Origin of the sequence: Pseudomonas sp. 09C 129, assembly GCF_002843625.1 — a bacterium.
Classification (GTDB): domain Bacteria; phylum Pseudomonadota; class Gammaproteobacteria; order Pseudomonadales; family Pseudomonadaceae; genus Aquipseudomonas; species Aquipseudomonas chlororaphis.
In genome coordinates this window covers 4,811,724-4,830,506 of sequence record NZ_CP025261.1, presented here as the reverse complement: position 1 = coordinate 4,830,506, position 18,783 = coordinate 4,811,724, and the positions used below count along the sequence as shown (strand labels likewise).

Annotated in this window: 13 protein-coding genes; 6 read left to right on the top strand and 7 right to left on the bottom strand. The window is 63.7% G+C overall.

The window, feature by feature from the left end; all coding sequences use genetic code 11:
• Nucleotides 1-16 precede the first annotated feature (16 nt).
• Both CXQ81_RS21505 and CXQ81_RS21500 read right to left on the bottom strand, forming a co-directional pair.
• A complete protein-coding gene (locus CXQ81_RS21505; protein ID WP_101338494.1) occupies nucleotides 17-1,621 on the bottom strand; it encodes a carboxyl transferase domain-containing protein in 1,605 nt (534 codons plus the stop codon).
• A 106-nt stretch (nucleotides 1,622-1,727) separates the two neighbouring features.
• Nucleotides 1,728-2,891: an isovaleryl-CoA dehydrogenase gene (locus tag CXQ81_RS21500; RefSeq protein WP_085534106.1), complete on the bottom strand. Its 1,164-nt coding sequence runs from the start codon at nucleotides 2,889-2,891 to the stop codon at nucleotides 1,728-1,730.
• Nucleotides 2,892-3,144: 253 nt separating this feature from the next.
• On the opposite strand from CXQ81_RS21500, the gene CXQ81_RS21495 reads away from it, so the two are divergent.
• Entirely contained in the window at nucleotides 3,145-4,839 is a 1,695-nt protein-coding gene (locus CXQ81_RS21495; protein WP_062825311.1) for an AMP-binding protein, read from the top strand.
• Between the two features lie 661 nt (nucleotides 4,840-5,500).
• Here CXQ81_RS21495 and CXQ81_RS21485 read toward each other — a convergent pair.
• The 3 genes from CXQ81_RS21485 to CXQ81_RS21475 form a co-directional block, all read right to left on the bottom strand.
• Complete coding sequence (locus CXQ81_RS21485; RefSeq protein WP_038577780.1) at nucleotides 5,501-6,400, bottom strand: hydroxymethylglutaryl-CoA lyase; 900 nt, start codon at nucleotides 6,398-6,400, stop codon at nucleotides 5,501-5,503.
• 156 nt (nucleotides 6,401-6,556) lie between these two features.
• Nucleotides 6,557-6,961, bottom strand: coding sequence for a MerR family DNA-binding transcriptional regulator (locus CXQ81_RS21480; RefSeq protein WP_007929654.1), 405 nt, complete (start codon nucleotides 6,959-6,961; stop codon nucleotides 6,557-6,559).
• 168 nt (nucleotides 6,962-7,129) lie between these two features.
• Nucleotides 7,130-8,056, bottom strand: a complete 927-nt coding sequence (locus CXQ81_RS21475) for a LysR family transcriptional regulator (RefSeq protein ID WP_007929650.1) — start codon at nucleotides 8,054-8,056, stop codon at nucleotides 7,130-7,132.
• Nucleotides 8,057-8,249: 193 nt separating this feature from the next.
• Between CXQ81_RS21475 and CXQ81_RS21470 the strand changes: the two genes are divergently transcribed.
• Nucleotides 8,250-9,479 carry an acyl-CoA dehydrogenase gene (locus tag CXQ81_RS21470; protein ID WP_007929649.1) on the top strand — a complete coding sequence of 410 codons (1,230 nt, stop codon included), beginning with the start codon at nucleotides 8,250-8,252 and terminating at the stop codon, nucleotides 9,477-9,479.
• Nucleotides 9,480-9,571: 92 nt separating this feature from the next.
• Here CXQ81_RS21470 and CXQ81_RS21465 read toward each other — a convergent pair whose 3' ends face one another.
• A complete protein-coding gene (locus CXQ81_RS21465; protein ID WP_101338492.1) occupies nucleotides 9,572-10,954 on the bottom strand; it encodes a substrate-binding domain-containing protein in 1,383 nt (460 codons plus the stop codon).
• A 250-nt stretch (nucleotides 10,955-11,204) separates the two neighbouring features.
• Between CXQ81_RS21465 and CXQ81_RS21460 the strand changes: the two genes are divergently transcribed.
• Nucleotides 11,205-11,531, top strand: coding sequence for a YegP family protein (locus tag CXQ81_RS21460; protein ID WP_007929647.1), 327 nt, complete (start codon nucleotides 11,205-11,207; stop codon nucleotides 11,529-11,531).
• A gap of 55 nt (nucleotides 11,532-11,586) precedes the next feature.
• On the opposite strand, the gene xthA is transcribed toward CXQ81_RS21460, so the two are convergent.
• A complete protein-coding gene (gene xthA, locus CXQ81_RS21455; protein WP_087091635.1) occupies nucleotides 11,587-12,399 on the bottom strand; it encodes an exodeoxyribonuclease III in 813 nt (270 codons plus the stop codon).
• Between the two features lie 202 nt (nucleotides 12,400-12,601).
• On the opposite strand from xthA, the gene CXQ81_RS21450 reads away from it, so the two are divergent.
• The 3 genes from CXQ81_RS21450 to CXQ81_RS21440 all read left to right on the top strand — a co-directional run bounded on the left by CXQ81_RS21450 (nucleotide 12,602) and on the right by CXQ81_RS21440 (nucleotide 18,714).
• Complete coding sequence (locus tag CXQ81_RS21450) at nucleotides 12,602-13,252, top strand: N-acetyltransferase (RefSeq protein WP_007929645.1); 651 nt, start codon at nucleotides 12,602-12,604, stop codon at nucleotides 13,250-13,252.
• A gap of 63 nt (nucleotides 13,253-13,315) precedes the next feature.
• Complete coding sequence (locus tag CXQ81_RS21445; RefSeq protein ID WP_037035517.1) at nucleotides 13,316-15,043, top strand: autotransporter assembly complex family protein; 1,728 nt, start codon at nucleotides 13,316-13,318, stop codon at nucleotides 15,041-15,043.
• Complete coding sequence (locus tag CXQ81_RS21440) at nucleotides 15,040-18,714, top strand: translocation/assembly module TamB domain-containing protein (protein ID WP_101338491.1); 3,675 nt, start codon at nucleotides 15,040-15,042, stop codon at nucleotides 18,712-18,714. Before CXQ81_RS21445 ends, CXQ81_RS21440 begins: the two co-directional genes overlap by 4 nt.
• Nucleotides 18,715-18,783: the final 69 nt, after the last annotated feature.

Here is an 18,783-nt window from a genome sequence, read left to right as displayed (position 1 = left end):
TCGGTTTCGCTCCGGGTCACATGCGGAACACGCCGAAGCGGCTCTGTTCGATAGGGGCGTTGAGGGACGCGGACAAGGCCAGCGCCAGGACGTCGCGAGTCTGCGCCGGGTCGATGACGCCGTCGTCCCACAGCCGGGCGCTGGAGTAATACGGATGGCCCTGGTGTTCGTACTGGTCGAGGATCGGCTGCTGGATCTCGGCTTCCTGGGCGGCGCTGAACGTCTGTCCGCCGCGTTCGGCCTGTTCGCGCTTGACCTGCACCAGCACCCCGGCGGCTTGTTCGGCGCCCATCACGCCGATCCTCGCGTTGGGCCACATCCACAGGAAACGTGGGTCGTAGGCGCGGCCGCACATGCCGTAGTTACCGGCGCCGAAGCTGCCGCCGATGATCACCGTGAACTTCGGCACCTTGGCGCAGGCCACCGCGGTCACCAGCTTGGCGCCGTGCTTGGCGATGCCGCCGGCTTCGTATTTCTGCCCGACCATGAAGCCGGTGATGTTCTGCAGGAACAGCAGCGGGATGCCGCGCTGGCAGGCCAGTTCGATGAAGTGCGCGCCTTTCTGCGCGGCCTCGGCGAAGAGGATGCCGTTGTTGGCGAGGATGGCGATCGGGTAACCGTGCAGGTGGGCGAAGCCGCACACCAGGGTGGTGCCGAACAGCGCCTTGAACTCATCGAAGACCGAAGCGTCCACCAGCCGCGCGATGACTTCGCGCACATCGAAAGGTTGTTTGGCGTCCGCCGGGATCACTCCGTACAGCTCGTCGCTGGCATACAGCGGGGCGATCGGCGCGCGTTGCTGCAACTCGCCCTGTTTGCGCCAGTTGAGGTTGGCGATGCTGCGCCGGGCCAGGGCCAGGGCGTGTTCATCGCTGTCGGCGTAGTGGTCGGCGACACCGGAGATCTTGCAGTGCACATCGGCGCCGCCGAGGTCTTCGGCGCTGACCACTTCACCGGTGGCGGCTTTCACCAGCGGCGGGCCGGCGAGGAAGATGGTGGCCTGCTCGCGGACCATGATCGCTTCGTCGGCCATGGCCGGCACGTAGGCGCCACCGGCGGTGCAGGAGCCCATGACCACGGCGATCTGCGGGATGCCCAGGGCGCTCATATTGGCCTGGTTGAAGAAGATCCGCCCGAAGTGTTCGCGGTCGGGGAACACCTCGTCCTGGCGCGGCAGGTTGGCGCCGCCCGAATCCACCAGGTAGATGCAGGGCAGGCGGTTCTGCTGGGCGATGGTCTGGGCGCGCAGGTGTTTTTTCACGGTCAGCGGGTAATAGGAGCCGCCTTTCACCGTGGCGTCGTTGGCCACGATCATGCATTCGACGCCTTCGACCCGGCCGATGCCGGCAATCACCCCGGCGGCCGGCACGTCTTCGCCATACACCTGATACGCCGCCAGCTGGCTGACTTCGAGGAAGGGCGAGCCCGGGTCGAGCAGGCGGTTGATGCGCTCGCGCGGCAGCAGTTTGCCACGCGAGGTATGCCGTTCCTGGGCCTTGGCGCCACCGCCTTGCTGGACCTGGGCGAGCAGGGTGTGCAGGGCGTCGACCTGGGCCAGCATGCTGGCAGCGTTCTGCGCGAATTCCGGCGATCTTGGGTTTAACTGAGATTTCAGAATCATTGAGGCTCCCAGCGCAGCTCGAAGCGACAAGCTTCAAGCTGCAAGAGTAAATCGGCGTTACGGCAGCTATGGCTTGCCGCTTGTAGCTCGCAACTTGCAGCTGCTCTTACTTGGTTTCGTTGAACAGTTCGCGACCGATCAGCATGCGGCGGATTTCGCTGGTGCCGGCGCCGATTTCATACAACTTGGCGTCACGCAGCAGGCGGCCGGCGGGGAACTCGTTGATGTAGCCGTTGCCGCCAAGGATCTGGATTGCGTCCAGGGCCATCTGGGTGGCGCGTTCGGCGCTGTAGAGGATCACCCCGGCGGCGTCCTTGCGCGTGGTCTCGCCGCGCTCGCAGGCCTGGGCCACGGCATACAGGTAGGCGCGGCTGGCGTTGAGCTGGGTGTACATGTCGGCGACCTTGCCCTGGATCAGCTGGAACTCGCCGATGCTCTGGCCGAACTGCTTGCGGTCATGGATGTAGGGCACCACCAGGTCCATGCAGGCCTGCATGATCCCGGTCGGGCCGCCGGAGAGCACTACGCGCTCGTAGTCCAGGCCGCTCATCAGCACCTTAACGCCGCCATTGAGCACGCCGAGGATGTTCTCTTCCGGCACTTCCACATCGTCGAAGAACAGCTCGCAGGTGTTGGAGCCGCGCATGCCCAGCTTGTCGAACTTGTTGCTGCGGCTGAAGCCTTTCCAGTCGCGCTCGACGATGAACGCGGTGATGCCGTGCGGGCCCTTTTCCAGGTCGGTCTTGGCGTAGATCACATAGGTGTTGGCGTCGGGGCCGTTGGTGATCCAGGTCTTGCTGCCGTTGAGCACGTAGCGATCGCCACGCTTGTCGGCGCGCAGCTTCATCGAGACCACGTCGGAGCCGGCGTTGGGTTCGCTCATGGCCAGGGCGCCGATGTGTTCGCCGCTGATCAGCTTGGGCAGGTAGTGGCTTTTCTGTTGGTGGTTGCCGTTGCGGTTGATCTGGTTGACGCAGAGGTTGGAGTGGGCGCCGTAGGAGAGGGCGACCGAGGCCGAACCGCGGCTGATTTCTTCCATGGCCACCACGTGGGCCAGGTAGCCCAGGCCGGCGCCGCCGTATTCTTCCGGCACGGTGATGCCCAGCAGGCCCATGTCGCCGAACTTGCGCCACATGTCGGCGGGGAACAGGTTGTCGATGTCGATCTGTGCCGCCCGTGGCGCCAGCTCGGCCTTGACGAAGGCCTGCACCTGGTCGCGGAGCATGTCGATGGTTTCGCCGAGGGCAAAGTTCAGGGTCGGATAGCTCATGGGGGCACCTTCAAACTTGTTTTTATGTAAGGGAGTCGGGCTGTGGAGAGCGGCTGATTCGGCTCTCACCTTTACGTTAACGTAAGCCTGCGACGGGTGGCTGTCAATCACCCTTTACGTAAACGTCAACTTGCGCGAATCTGTAGGAGCCGAGCTTGCTGGCGATGAAGGATAACGCGGTCGTATAGCGACACCGCGGCGCTCCAATCGCGGGCAAGCCTCGCTCCTACAATAAAGACAATAGGGGGTCATCATGGATCAACCCGCATCCGCGCCGGGGCGCAGCTACACTCGCGGCACGCAGGACAAGGCCTTGCTGGCGCTGACCATCGGTCAGGCGTTCGATCGCACGGTGGCGTCATACCCTCGGGGCGAAGCCCTGGTGGTGCGTCATCAGCAGCTGCGCTACAGCTGGCAGCAACTGGCCGAAACCGTCGATCTGCATGCCCGGGCGCTGCTGGCCCTGGGGCTCAAGACCGGCGACCGGCTGGGCATCTGGGCCCCCAACTGTGCCCAGTGGTGCATCAGCCAGTTCGCCAGCGCCAAGATCGGCGCGATCCTGGTGAACATCAATCCGGCCTATCGCAGCTCCGAACTGGAATACGTGCTCAAGCAGTCCGGCTGCCAGTGGCTGGTATGCGCCGGCGCGTTCAAGACCTCCGATTACCACGCCATGCTCCAAGGCCTGGCGCCCGAACTGGCGCAGCAGTCCATCGGCCAGCTGCAAAGCGAGCGCCTGCCGGATTTGCGCGGCGTGATCAGCCTCGATGCCCAGCCGCCGTCGGGCTTTCTGCCCTGGTCGCAGCTGGCCGACCTGGGGGCCGGCGTCAGCGTCGAAGCGCTGCGCGAACGCCAGGACAGCCTGGACCCCGACCAGGCGGTGAATATCCAGTACACCTCCGGCACCACCGGTTTCCCCAAGGGCGCGACCCTCAGCCACTACAACATCCTCAACAACGGTTACATGGTCGGCGAGAGCCTGGGCCTGGGCCACGAGGACCGCCTGGTGATCCCGGTGCCGCTGTACCACTGCTTCGGCATGGTCATGGGCAACCTGGGCTGCGTGACCCACGGCACGACCATGATCTACCCCAACGATGCCTTCGATCCGCTGCTGACCCTGGGCGCCGTGGCCGAGGAAAAGGCCACCGGGCTGTACGGTGTGCCGACCATGTTCATCGCCATGCTCGACCAGCCACGGCGGGCCGAGTTCGACCTGTCGAGCCTGCGCACCGGGATCATGGCCGGGGCCACCTGTCCGATCGAGGTGATGCGGCGGGTGATCAGCGAGATGCACATGAGCGAAGTGCAGATCGCCTACGGCATGACCGAAACCAGCCCGGTGTCGTTGCAGACCGGCCCGGCGGACGACCTTGAGCTGCGCGTGACCACGGTCGGGCGCACCCAGCCGCAGCTGGAAAGCAAGATCATCGACGAGGCGGGCAATATCGTGCCGCGCGGCACCATCGGCGAGCTGTGCACCCGCGGTTACAGCGTGATGCTGGGCTACTGGAACAACCCCCAGGGCACGGCCGAAGCCATCGACCAGGCCGGCTGGATGCACACCGGCGACCTGGCGACCATGAACGAGCAGGGTTACGTGTGCATCGCCGGGCGTAACAAGGACATGATCATCCGCGGCGGCGAGAACATTTATCCGCGCGAGCTGGAGGAGTTTTTCTTCACCCACCCGGCGGTGGCCGACGTGCAGGTGATCGGCATCCCGTGCTCGAAATATGGCGAAGAGATCGTCGCCTGGATCAAGTTCCACCCCGGCCACAGCGCCAGCGAGGAGGAACTGCAGGCCTGGTGCAAGGCGCGTATCGCTCACTTCAAGACGCCGCGGTACTTCAAGTTCGTCGAGGAATTCCCGATGACCGTGACCGGCAAGATCCAGAAGTTCAGGATGCGCGAGATCAGCATCGAGGAGTTGCGCGGGCGTTCCTGACCCTGTTCCAGCAGGCTCCCGCACGTGAATACCTGCGGGAGCGGCTCGCGAGCCGTTTTGGAGGCCGCAGCCGAGCCAGGAGAGGGGGGAAACAGGAAGGCCGGAAAGCACAAAGGGGAGCCGAAGCTCCCCTTTAATTTTTGTCGTTGCGTGCTCTTTTTTTATTATTGAGGGGCGGTCTGTTGTTGTTTTTGGCAACCGTTACCCTTTACCGCTGTTTTTGGCGATCCCCATCCGGGATCAAGAGCAAACGTATTTTTTTGAGCGCTGATCTATTTTCTCGCTTGAGCGACCAACCAGTTCGGGAGCTACCTTGGGGTAGTTTTATTGTTCTCTGCCCGGTTGCGGGTGGCTCTTATTGTTAAAGACACCCTGGAAAACACATCCTCTCCAAAAAAATCTGTTAGCTGCGTCTCTGCCGTGTTGTTTTTGTTATGTCAGAGTCGTTTCGTCTTATTTTTATTAGCTTTGCTGCTTTTTATTCTTGTTATGCCAGAGATATAGCAGAAGCCATGCCAACTTTTTAAAATCCTTTAAAATCAATGGTTTGATAAAATTGGTCTTTCATCTGTACCGCTAGAAAATCGACAAACTGTTTCCGTGTTACCCGTTTCGAGCGTGCGCCAGGGCGGCCGGTAACACCCTGAAACAGGCGTGCCCCTCAACCTGGGTAACGGGCCTTGGCGACGCGCGAGCCGGTGGGCCGCCCCAGCACCGAGCAGATCTGCTGGCCGGCGAGGATCAGGCGCTCCATGTCGATACCGGTTTCGATGCCCAGCCCGTTGAGCAGGTACAGCACGTCCTCGCTGGCGACGTTGCCGCTGGCGCCCTTGGCATAGGGGCAGCCGCCGAGCCCGGCGATGGAGCTGTCGAACACCGCGATGCCTTCCAGCAGGCTGGCGTAGATATTGGCCAGGGCCTGGCCATAAGTGTCGTGGAAGTGCCCGGCGAGCTTGTCCCGCGGAACATGGGCGGCCACCACCTCGAACATGCGGCGGGTAGCGCCGGCGGTGCCGGTGCCGATGGTGTCGCCCAGGGACACTTCGTAGCAGCCCATGCTGTAAAGCTCGCGGGCGACCACGGCGACCTGTTCCGGCGCCACCTCACCTTCATACGGGCAGCCCAGCACGCAGGACACGTAACCGCGCACGGTAACGCCGTGCTGTTTCGCTGCCTCCATGATCGGCACGAAGCGTTCCAGGCTCTCGCTGATGGAGCAGTTGATGTTGCGCTGGGAAAACGCCTCGGAGGCGGCGGCGAACACCGCGACTTCCTTGACCCCGGCGGCCAGGGCGTCTTCGAAACCGCGCAGGTTCGGGGCGAGGGCGCCGTAGGTCACCCCCGGCTTGCGCTGGATCTGCGCGAACACTTCGGCGGACCCGGCCATCTGCGGCACCCATTTGGGCGAGACGAAACTGCCGACTTCTATATAGCCGAGCCCGGCCGCGCTCAGGGCATCCACCAGTTGCACCTTGTCGGCGACGCTGATGGGCTGGGCTTCGTTCTGCAAACCGTCGCGAGGACCGACTTCGACCAGGCGGACATGGGTGGGGAGGGACATGAGAGCTTTACCTATATTAAGTGGGCACTAATGTAGCCGCTGCCGCAGGCTGCGCTCGGCGACGAAGTCGACGCAAAACCAGGCGCTACGGTCTGTCTGGCAGATTGTCTGCGTTGCTGGCGCGGCCGCTTTGCGAGCGATCGCCGCCTGGGGTGGTTACTGCACGGCGCTTTTCTGATTCTGGATGGTCTGCTCCAGCGCCTGGGTGCAGCGCTCTTCCGCGGTGTCCAGCTCCAGCTTCATCTGTTCGATGTCCAGCAGCTGCTGTTCCAGCTGTTCGCGGCGCTCGGCGATTTTCGCCAGCATGCTGTGCAGCTGTTTCAGGTTGCCGCTGCTGGGGTCGTAGAGTTCGATCAGCTCGCGGCATTCGGCCAGGGAGAAGCCGATGCGCTTGCCGCGCAGGATCAGTTTCAGGCTGACCTTGTCCCGTGGCGAGTAGATGCGTTCCTGGCCACGGCGTTCGGGGGCGAGCAGGCCTTGTTCTTCATAAAAACGGATGGCCCGGGTGGTGATGTCGAGCTCGCGGGCGAGGTCGGAAATGCTGTAGGTCTGGCTGCTCATGGGGGCACTCGAAAAAGGTCTTGGCGTTAAGCTAATTCGAGGTTGACGTATACGTCAAGCAGGATGCCGCCCTATCCGTAGGAGCGAGGCTTGCCCGCGATGGGCACGCTGAGGTTTCCCTGAACCATCACGTTCTCCCTTATCGCGGGCAAGCCTCGTTCCTACCGGTCACTTCTCGAGTTTTTTCTCGTGGGCCGTCACCTGCTGGCACAGCTCGATCATCTGCTCGCGCATCCAGCGGTTGGCCGGATCCTGGTCGGTGCTTTCGTGCCAGTAGAGGTGGGTTTCCAGCGGCGGCACGTCGTTGACCGGCAGGTTGAACGCCAGCAGGTCATGGCGCCGGGCGAAGCGCTCGGGCACGGTCATGACCATGTCGGTCTGCTGCAGCACTTGCGAAGCCATCAGGTAATGCTGGGAACGCAGGGCGATCTTGCGCTGGATGCCCATCTTGCCCAGGGCCAGGTCGACGTAACCCAGGCCGCTGCGACGGCTGGAAATATGGATGTGGGTCAGCGACAGGTAGTCGTCGAGGCTGAGTTTTTCCTTGTTCGCCAGCGGGTGGCTCTTGCGCATGGCGCACACATAGCGGTCTTCCATCAGCTTGACGTGGCGGACCTGCGGGTCGGTGTTGAGCGGGGCATCGACGGCGAAATCCAGGCGGCCGGCGGCCAGTTCCTTGGTGGTTTCCCGGCGTTTGGACAGGAAACTCTCGATGATCACCGTGGGCGCCAGGCGCCGCAGGCGCTGGAACAGCGGCGGCAGGATCACTGCCTCGGTCAGGTCGGTCATGCTGATGCGGTAGGTCTTGACCGCCTGCAAGGGGTTGAAGATGCGGCTTTCCTGCACCGACACCCGCAGCAGCGAAAGGGCGTTGCGCACCGGGCCGATGATGTTCTGCGCCATGGGCGTGGGCACCATGCCCTGGGCGGTCCGCACGAACAGCGGGTCGTTGAAGGTCTCGCGCAGACGGGCCAGGGCATTGGAGACAGCGGGCTGAGTGATGCCGACGATTTGCCCGGCGCGGGTCAGGTTGGCTTCGGTGTAGATCGCGTCGAAGACGATGAAAAGGTTGAGGTCGACCTTGCTCAGATTCATTGCGCTGCACTCTTATTGTTAGGGGCCGGTATTGTCAGGGGCCGGAGGCTGGACTGATTGGCCTGTCCAATCAGTCAATCATATATCGGTGATGAATGTTAATACACGCCGAGAATAGGCTAGGTAAATTTTCGTAAGCTGTTCTAGCATCGGTTCCATGCCCTCAACCACCTCGCCAAGAAGGTAGCTGCCCATGGATTTCGCCTATTCACCCAAGGTTCAGGAACTGCGTGAGCGCGTGACCGCGTTCATGGACACCTATGTCTATCCGGCTGAAGCGGTGTTCGAGCGCCAGGTCGCCGAAGGCGATCGCTGGCAGCCGACGGCGATCATGGAAGAGCTCAAACTCAAGGCCAAGGCCGAGGGCCTGTGGAACCTGTTCCTGCCCGAGTCGGAACTCGGCGCCGGCCTGACCAACCTGGAATACGCGCCGCTGGCGGAAATCATGGGCCGCTCCCTGCTGGGGCCGGAACCCTTCAACTGCTCGGCACCGGACACCGGCAACATGGAAGTGCTGGTGCGTTACGCCAATGAAGAGCAGAAGCAACGCTGGCTGGAGCCGCTGCTGCGCGGCGAGATCCGCTCCGCCTTCGCCATGACCGAGCCGGACGTGGCGTCGTCCGACGCCACCAACATGGCGGCCCGCGCCGTGCGCGATGGCGACGAATGGGTGATCAACGGGAAGAAGTGGTGGACCTCGGGGGCCTGCGACCCGCGTTGCAAGATCCTGATCTTCATGGGCCTGAGCAACCCGGACGCGCCGCGCCACCAGCAGCATTCGATGATCCTGGTGCCGGTCGACACCCCCGGGGTGAAGATTGTCCGGCCGCTGCCGGTGTTCGGTTACGACGACGCGCCCCACGGCCATGCCGAAGTGCTGTTCGACAATGTGCGGGTGCCATACGAGAACGTGCTGCTGGGCGAAGGCCGTGGTTTCGAGATCGCCCAGGGCCGCCTTGGCCCGGGCCGGATTCACCACTGCATGCGTTCGATCGGCATGGCCGAGCGCGCGCTGGAACTGATGTGCAAGCGTTCGGTAAGTCGTACCGCATTCGGCAAGCCACTGGCGCGCCTAGGCGGCAATATCGACAAGATCGCCGACTCGCGGATGGAGATCGACATGGCACGCCTGCTGACCCTGAAGGCGGCATACATGATGGACACCGTCGGCAACAAGGTGGCGAAAAGCGAGATCGCGCAGATCAAGGTGGTGGCGCCGAACGTGGCCTTGAAGGTGATCGACCGGGCCATCCAGATTCATGGCGGGGCCGGGGTCTCCAACGATTTCCCGCTGGCCTACATGTACGCCATGCAGCGTACGCTGCGCCTGGCCGACGGCCCGGACGAAGTGCACCGCGCGGCCATTGGCAAGTTCGAAATCGGCAAGTACGTGCCCAAGGAAATGCTGCGCAGCGGGCATTAAAGTGATCGCGGGCAAGCCTCGCTCCTACGGAAGAATCTGTAGGAGCGAGGCTTGCCCGCGAAGCGGCCTCGATTACACCGCTGGTTTCTCTCTCAATACACCCAGACTTCCACCCGCCGATTCTTGATCCGCCCCTCGTCCGCGGTATTGGCCGCGACCGGCATCTGCGCGCCAAAACCGCGGATCTCGCGCAACACCACACCGTTTCTCACCAGCTCCCGGCGCACGGTCATGGCTCTGAGCTTGGACAACAGCGCCGCGCGTGCCGGATCGTTCTTGGCATCGCCGAAGCCGACCAGGGTCACGCGCTTGGCCAGCTTGTCGTGCCGCTTGAGAAAGTCCAGGACCCGTGGCAGGTCCTGGCGCGCCTTGTTGTCGAGGGTGGCGCTGCCTTCCTCGAAACGAAAATTCACGGTCAGGCGCTGCGCCTGCCGGGCGATGGCCTGGTAACCCTCGGGCATCTGCGGGGCGGGGGCGACACTCATGGCCAGCACCGTCTGGGCAATAAAACCGTTGGCCGCGACTATGGCCTGACCCCTGGCACTTTGGGCGAAACGCACCAGGGCCCTGGCCCAGGGGTTTTGCTCATCGGGCGGCAGGTAGAAGTACAGGCGCCGTGACAGTGGGTAGTCCTCGGTGGCGATCAGGCTGTCGAGGGGCAGCATCGGTTGCGAGCCGCCATCGACAATCGCCACGGTCTTGGCCTGGCGCACATAAGGCAGGCCGATAAAACCGATGCCCTGGGGATCGCGGCTGACCGCGTCGGAGAGTCGTTCGCTGGACTCGAAGCGTTTCGCCGTGGCGCTCAGGTTCTTGTTGCGGCGTGCCAGCACCAGTTCCTTGAAGGTGTCGTAGGTGCCGGAGCGGTCATCGCGGGCGTACAGGTGAATGGCGCCGCCGACGCCGCCCAGTTCTTCCCAGGTTTTCACCTCGCCGCTGAACACCCGCGCCAGTTGTTCGGTGTCCAGCCGCGTCAGCGGGTTGTGCGGGTGGAGGATGATGGCCAGGCCGTCGATGGCGATCACCTGTTCGGCGTCGGGGTCTTTCAGGTCGCCGAGGGCTTCCAGCTCCACCAGTTCGCTGTCCTTGATCGGCCGTGACGCGGCGGCGAGGTCGGCGCTGGCGTTCTTCAACGCGGCAAAGCCGGTACTGGAGCCATGCGCGGCGATCTCGACGACAACGCGCTGGCCTTGGGCACTCTGGCCGGTCACCCGACGTTCGTTGTCTTTACCCGTCGCCTCGATCCGTATGTCGAGCAAACCCTGTTCTTGCATCAGGCCCTTGACCAGGGCCGGGCCCAGCGCGGCACCGATGGTGTTGGAGCCCTGGATGCGCAGCACCGGCTGGTCGTCGCCGGCCAGGGGCAGGGCGGCGAACACCGACCAGGGCAGGGCGTAGCAGACGAAGCCGACCAGCAGCAGGCAGAGGGTTCGGCACCAGAGGTCCGGTTCACTGACGGTACAAACGCGTGACATGCGGCAATGGCCTTCTATGGCGGGAGCGAGTGCGGCGAGATTAAGTCAGGGAGGTGACGGGGATGTGACGGTTGATGGGGGGAATCGGAGCGTTCCCCAGGCTTTTCAGAATGCTCTTAAAGACCCGGCAGGGCGGGCTCAGTAGAGTTGAAAACTTTGTCTGGAGGGGAATTGGCGCACGCCGACTCTCGTCGTCACCAGGCGTCGATGCAGCCCTGGCTGCAATTTGCTTGTGTCAAAGGAGTATGAAATGAGTGGCTGGTTCGAGCTGAAGCAATATGGCAGCGGTGGTTTCAGGTTCTTGCTGAAGTCCAAGGACGCGCAGACCATGCTTCAAAGCGACCGTTACCCTTGTCGTGAGAGTGTCGAGGCAGCCATTGCGCTGCTCCGCAAGCACTGCACGTCCCCGGGTAGTTACGAAAAGAAGATCGCCCCCGGTGGCAAACCTTACTTCAATCTCAAGGCCGGCAAGGAGGTGATCCTGGTCAGCCACTTGTATGACTCGGAGCCGACCCGTGAGTCCGCCATCGAGGCCATCATGCAGGCTGGCACCAGCACCCGGATCGAGCTGTGTTGAGACGCTGAAGCATTAAAAAAGCCCATCTCAGGATGGGCTTTTTTGTGCCGGGCGATCAGCTCAGCTCGAGCCAGATCGGTGCGTGGTCGGAAGGTTTCTCCATGCCGCGCAGGTCGTAGTCGACCCCGGCATCCTTGATCCGTGGCAGCAGGCCGCGAGAGGCCATGATCAGGTCGATGCGCAGGCCGCGCTTGGGCTCGTCCTCGAAACCGCGGCTGCGGTAGTCGAACCAGCTGAAACGATCGGCCACCTCGGGATTGAGGTGACGGAAACTGTCCACCAGGCCCCAGTTCTTCAGGCGGGCCATCCACTCGCGCTCTTCCGGCAGGAAGCTGCACTTGCCGGTTTTCAGCCAGCGTTTCATGTTGTCCGGGCCGATGCCGATGTCGCAGTCTTCCGGGGAAATGTTCACGTCGCCCATGACCAGCAGCGGCTGCTCGTTGCTGAAGCGGGTTTCCAGCAGGTGCTGCAGGTCGCTGTAGAAGCGCTGCTTGGCCGGGAACTTGGTGGGGTGGTCACGGCTTTCGCCCTGGGGGAAGTAGCCGTTCATGATGGTCACCGGGGTGCCATCGGCATCGGCGAAGGTGCCCCAGATAAAACGTCGCTGGGCATCTTCATCGTCGCCATCGAAGCCTTTGTACAGGTCCAGCGGCGCCTGGCGCGAGAGCAGGGCGACGCCGTAGTGGCCTTTCTGCCCGTGGTAATGCACGTGATAACCCAGCGCCTGGACTTCGGCCAGGGGGAACTGGTCGTCCGACACCTTGGTTTCCTGCAGGCCGATGACGTCCGGTTGATGCTTTTCGATCAGCGCCGCCAACTGATGGGGGCGGGCGCGCAGCCCGTTGATGTTGAACGAGACGATCTTCATGGTCGGCAGTCCTGGCAAAACTGCGATGCTAGCCGACAAGTCGCGCGGCGGCCAGCGTGGCGGCAGGGCAGATGCGCTGCTAAGGTCCATGGGCGGTGGAACGATCACGAGCCTGAAAGGCTCGTAGCTATAACAACCGCGCAGAAGAACGCCGTCACCCAGCGCGGCCACTTCAAGCCGGGCCCAGGGGAGACCAATCGCCATGCCTGAAACCTCGACTGCCATCGCCGACATTCACATGCTCGACAGCGGCTATGCCCGCGAAGCCCGTTCCCTGCTGTATCAGGCTTATCGCCACGAGCCGACCTTCGCTTATCTGTTCGAGTCCGAACGCCCGGGATACGAACAACGGGTGCGGGCCACGGTACGGGAGCTGGTCAAGCAGCACTTCATTCAGGACCTGCCGGCCATCGGCCTGTTGGTCAATGACCGGCTGATCGGCATCGCCCTGATCGCGCCGCCCCAGCGTCGCCTGGGCATTACCGAGAGTTGGGCCTGGCGCCTGCGGATGGTGCTCAGTACCGGTTTCCGTTGCACCCGGCGTTACCTGGACTATCACGCCGCGGTGCTGGGTTGCCTGCCCAGCGATTCGGTGCACGTCCTGCCCTTGCTGGGGATTCATCCGCAATTCCAGGGCAGGCACTTCGGTGAGCAGTTGCTGCAGGCGGTGCACAACTGGTGCGCGGTGGACGAACACTCCCAGGGTGTGGTGCTGGACACCGGCAACCCGCGTTACCTGGCGTTCTATGAGCGCCAGGGTTATGAAGAGATTGGCGAGATCGCCGTCGGTCCGGTCCGCGAGCACGTTTTCTTTCACGCCAACCCGCAGGTTCTGCAAAGCGCTACCGGCTGAACAGAACTTTCCTCACATTTGTGCGCTCTATCGGGCTCCCAGCTCGTGATAGCATTCGCGCCTATGAAGTTTTCAGGAAGATTCACCAGCGGCTTGTTGCTGCTGTTCACAAGCTGTGCGGCACTGGCGCAAAGCGAATTGGACGTCAGGGTCAAACCCTCCAACGATGAACTCAAGGCCAATGTGGAAGGCTACATCGGCGGGGTGGGCGATCGCGACGAGGAAGCCCTGCTGCGTTTCAGCCGTGGCGCCGAGGAGCAGGCCCGCAAGGCCGCCCAGGCCCTGGGCTACTACCAGCCGCAGATCAGCAGCGAAGTCAAAGGCGGCGAAAAGCCGCGTTTGGTGCTGAATATCGATCCTGGCGAGCCGGTGCACCTGCGCAACGTCACCATCCGGGTCGACGGCCCGGCGGCCTCCCTCAAGGGCTTTCGGGTGCCCAGGAGCGACCAGCTGAAAAGCGGCGCGGTCCTCAATCACGGTCATTACGAAGACGCCAAGCGGCTGATCCAGAACCAGGCGTCGCGCTATGGCTTTTTCAGTGGGCGTTTCACCCGGCAGAAGCTGGCCGTGGACCCCCAGGCCGGGGTGGCGGATATCGAGCTGGTCTACGAAAGCGGTCCGCGTTACGCCCTGGGCAAGGTCAGTTTTGCCGGCGATACACCGTTCGACGAAGACCTGCTGCAACGCATGGTGCCGTTCAAGGCCGGCACTCCCTACGATTCCGAGCTGATCGCCGAGCTTAACCAGGCATTGCAATCGAGCGGTTACTTCGAGGGCGTGCGGGTCGACGCGGCGCCGACCGCGGCCGCCGCCGAGGTGATTCCGGTGGCGGTCCAGCTGGAAACCCGCAAGCCGCGCACCATGGGCCTGGGCCTGGGCTTTTCCACCGACGTCGGGCCGCGGGCCAAGGCCAACTGGACCCGGCACTGGGTCAACGCCCAAGGCCACAGCTACGGCTGGGAGGCGGAAGTCTCCGCGCCGCGACAGAACGTCGGCCTGTTCTACGACATACCGCTGGACCCGCCGCTGACCGACAAGCTGCGTTTTGCCGGCGGCTACCAGAACGAAGAAATCGCCAATACCGACACCCTGAGCAAGCTGCTCACCCTCGGTCCCGAGTGGCACAGCAAGTTGCCCAGCGGCTGGCAGCGAGTCATCTCGTTGAAGTGGCAACGCGAGGAATACCGCCTGGGCGACGACTCGGGCCTGAGTACCCTGTTGATGCCCGGCATCAGCTATTCCTACCTGCGCAGCGATAACCGCATCGACCCGCACAACGGCTATCGCCTGCAATTCGACAGCAAGGTGGCCAAGGAAGGGCTGGGTTCGGACACCAACCTGTTATATGGCACCGTGCTGCTCAAGGGCCTGACCACGGTGTGGGACAACCATCGCTTCCTCGGCCGGGTGCAGTTCGGTGGCAGTGCCACCAACGGTTACAAGAAGATCCCGCCGTCGCTGCGCTTTTTCGCCGGTGGCGACCAGAGCGTGCGCGGTTACGACTACCAGAGCCTGTCGCCGGAGAACTCCGACGGCGACCGGATCGGCGGGCGCTACATGGTGGCCGGCAGCGTCGAGTATCAGTACTCCATCGCGGAAAAATGGCGCCTGGCGACCTTTGTCGACCAGGGCAACTCCTTCGACAAACTTGAACTGCCGAACCTCAAGACCGGGGTCGGTGTCGGCGTGCGCTGGGTGTCCCCGGTGGGGCCGATCCGCCTTGACCTGGCCCATGCGCTGGACGATGACGGCGGCATTCGTTTGCACTTTTCCATGGGGCCTGAGCTGTGAAGCGTGGTTTGAAGATCGCGGCGCTGGCGCTGCTTGTGCTGGTGGCGGTGCTGGTACTGGCGCTGGCTTCGATACTCGGCACCCAGGCCGGCAGTCGCTGGGCCCTGGGCCTGGTGCCGGGCTTGAGCGTGGATAACTTCGCCGGCCACTTAGGGGGACAATGGAGCGCCGATCACCTGTTGTGGCAGCAGGACAGCAGCCGGGTCGAACTCCAGGCGCCGAAATTCGCCTGGTCGCCGGCGTGCCTGATGCGCATGACCCTGTGCATCGAGCAACTGGACGTGGAGCAGGTCAGCCTGCAATTCCCGCCGGGCGCGGAAGAACAAAGCAGCGGCCCGATCAGCCTGCCGGATCTGCAGTTGCCTGTGGCTATCGAGCTGGGGCAGGTACGGGTCGGCAGCCTGCAGTTCAATGGCAGCGAGGAACTCAAGGGCTTGCAGCTGGCGGCGCAGTGGACGGCCAAGGGCCTGCAGATCGACTCGGTGAGCCTGCAACGCGACGACCTCAGCCTGAATCTTTCGGGGTTGTTGTCGCCCAGCGGCGACTGGCCACTGAGTGCCGCCGGTACCCTGACCCTGCCGGCGCCGGGCAGTGAACCCTGGGCGCTGGCGCTGAAGGTCGATGGCGACCTGTTGAAGACCCTCAAGCTTGCGGCCGACAGCAGCGGTTACCTGCAAGGCCGGTTGAGCGGTGAGCTGCAACCGTTGGCGGAGAACCTGCCGGCCGAGGTGCGGATCACCGCTGATGGCTTCAAGGCCAGCGCCGAGCTGCCCGATACCCTGATGCTCAACCAGCTGGAACTGACCGGCAAAGGCGACCTCAAGGCGGGTTACCAACTGCTGGGCAAGGCCAGCCTGCCGGCCGAGCAGGGGCCGGTGGCCCTGGCGCTGCAAGGCAAGGTCGACGCCAAGGGCGCGCAGATCGCCGCGCTGGACCTGAGCGCCAACGACAAGCAGAACCTCAAGCTGACGGGCCAGCTGGACTGGAGCCAGGGCCTGAACGCCGAAGCCAGGCTCGACTGGCTGGATTTCCCCTGGCATCGCCTGTACCCGCTGATCGAAGAGCCCGCGGTGGCGGTGCGCCGCTTCACTGCCGAGGTCGCCTACCGCGATGGCAACTACCTGGGCAACTTCAAGGGTGACCTCGATGGCCCGGCGGGGGCGTTCAGCCTCAGCAGCCCGTTCAGCGGCGACCTGACGAAAATCTTCCTGCCCCAGTTCAAGCTGGCCGCCGGCCAGGGCAAGGCTGAAGGCCACCTGAACCTGCAATTCGCCGACGGCATCGCCTGGGATACCGCCCTGGATCTGTCGGCGATCAACCCGGCGTACTGGGTCGCCGAGCTGCCGGGCACTTTGGCCGGGCCGCTGCGCAGCCAGGGCGAAATGAAGAACGAGCAACTCAAGCTCAACGCCGACCTCGACCTCAAGGGCAAGCTGCGCGGCCAGCCCGCGGTGCTGCAGGCCAAGGCCGATGGCGCTGGCGAGCAGTGGAACCTGAATACCCTGGACATCCGCCTGGGCGACAACCGCATCAACGGTTCCGGCCGCCTGCAACAGCGTTTGGCCGGGCAACTCGATATCAAGCTGCCGCGTCTCGGCCAGCTGTGGCCCGAGCTGCGTGGCCAGCTCAACGGCCGCCTCGATGTGGCGGGCACCCTGAAGGCGCCGCAGGGCAAGCTCGACCTGCAAGGCCAGCAACTGGTGTTCGTCGACAATCGCCTGCAGAGCCTCAAGCTCGATGCCAGCCTGGACAGCGCGCAACGGGCGCAAATCGACCTCAAGGGGGCCGGCATCCAGGTCGGTGAAACCGCGCTGGGCACGCTGACGGCCAGCGGCCAGGGCGATATCAAGAGCCAGAAGCTGCAACTGGACTTGCAAGGCCCGCAGCTCAAGCTGGCACTGGGCCTGGACGGCAAGCTGGACCAGGGCAACTGGCGCGGGCGCCTGGCCAGCGGCGATATCCAGACCGGTGGCCAGGACTGGAGGCTGCAAGCCCCGGCCAGGCTCGAATACCTGGCCGACGGCAAGCTCAACTTCGGCGCCCATTGCTGGGCCAGCGGCGATGCCAGCCTGTGTGGCGAGGATCAGCGGCTGATGCCCGAGCCCAAGTTGCGCTACCACCTCAAGCAGTTCCCGATCGACAGCCTCGCGCAGTGGTTGCCCAAGGACTTCGCCTGGAAGGGCCGGCTCAATGCCGATATCAAGCTGGACGTACCGGCTGGCGGCCCGCAGGGGCGGATCCTGCTGGACGCCAGCGGCGGCACCTTGCGGGTCAAGGAAAAGCAGCAGTGGCTGGACTTCCCGTACCAGACGCTGAAACTCGACACCACCCTCAACCCCAAGCGTATCGACACCCAGCTGGCGTTCAGTGGCGGCAAGCTCGGTGAGCTGATGCTGCAGGCGCAGATCAATCCGCTGCCGAAAAACAAGCCGCTGTCCGGCGAGTTCCGCCTCAGCGGCCTGGACCTGGCGGTGGCGCGGCCGTTCGTGCCGATGGTCGAAAAGCTCACCGGCACCCTCAATGGCAGCGGGCGCATCTCCGGCGGTCTGCTGGCGCCGCAGGTCAATGGCAACCTGGCCCTTAGTGGTGGCGAAGTTTCCGGCCCTGAATTGCCCATCAGCCTCCAGGACCTGCAATTGCAGGCGCTGATCGCCGGTGAAAGCGTGCAGTTGAACGGCGGCTGGAAGAGCGGCAAGGCCGGCCAGGGTAGCCTGAACGGCAATATCGCCTGGGGCCAGGCGCTGGTGGTGGACCTGAGCCTGAAAGGCTCGCAACTGCCGGTCACCGTCGAGCCCTATGCGGTGCTGGACGTGGCGCCGGACCTGAAGATCTCGATGAAGGACGACAAGCTGGCGATCGCCGGCAAGGTCCATGTGCCCAAGGGTGAAATCACCATCCGTGAATTGCCGCCATCGACGGTCAAGGTGTCGGACGACACGGTGATCATCGGCCACCAGACCGAGGAGGGCAAAGCACCGATGGCCATGGCGATGGACATCGATGTGGTGGTCGGCGAGGACAAGCTCAGCTTCACCGGTTTCGGCCTGACCGCCAACCTGCAAGGCCACGTGCACATCGGCGACAACATGGACACCCGTGGCGAGTTGTGGCTCAACGACGGCCGCTACCGCGCCTACGGCCAGCGCCTGACCGTACGCCGGGCGCGCCTGCTGTTCGCCGGGCCGATCGACCAGCCGTACCTGGACATCGAGGCGATCCGCCAGACCGATGACGTGATCGCCGGTATCCGCCTCAGTGGCAGCGCCGAACAGCCGACCACGCAGATCTTCTCGGAGCCGGCCATGAGCCAGGAGCAGGCGCTGTCCTACCTGGTGCTCGGGCGTCCCTTGAGCACCACCGGCGAGGACAACAACATGCTGGCGCAAGCTGCCCTGGGCCTGGGCCTGATGGGCAGCTCGAACATCACCGGCGGGCTGGCCAAGGACCTGGGGATCGACGACTTCCAGCTCGACACCCAGGGCAGCGGCAACACCACCAGCGTGGTGGCCAGCGGCAATATCTCCGAGCGGCTCAGCCTGCGTTACGGGGTGGGGGTCTTCGAGCCGGCCAACACCATCGCCCTGCGCTACAAGCTGAGCAAAAAGGTCTACCTGGAAGCGGCCAGCGGCGTCGCCAGCTCGCTGGATATCTTCTACAAGCGCGACTTCTAGCTCGTCGGCAATCCAGTCCCCTTTGGCGAGGGGGCTGGTGTTCACCACGCCGCCCCTCCAGCCGGTATT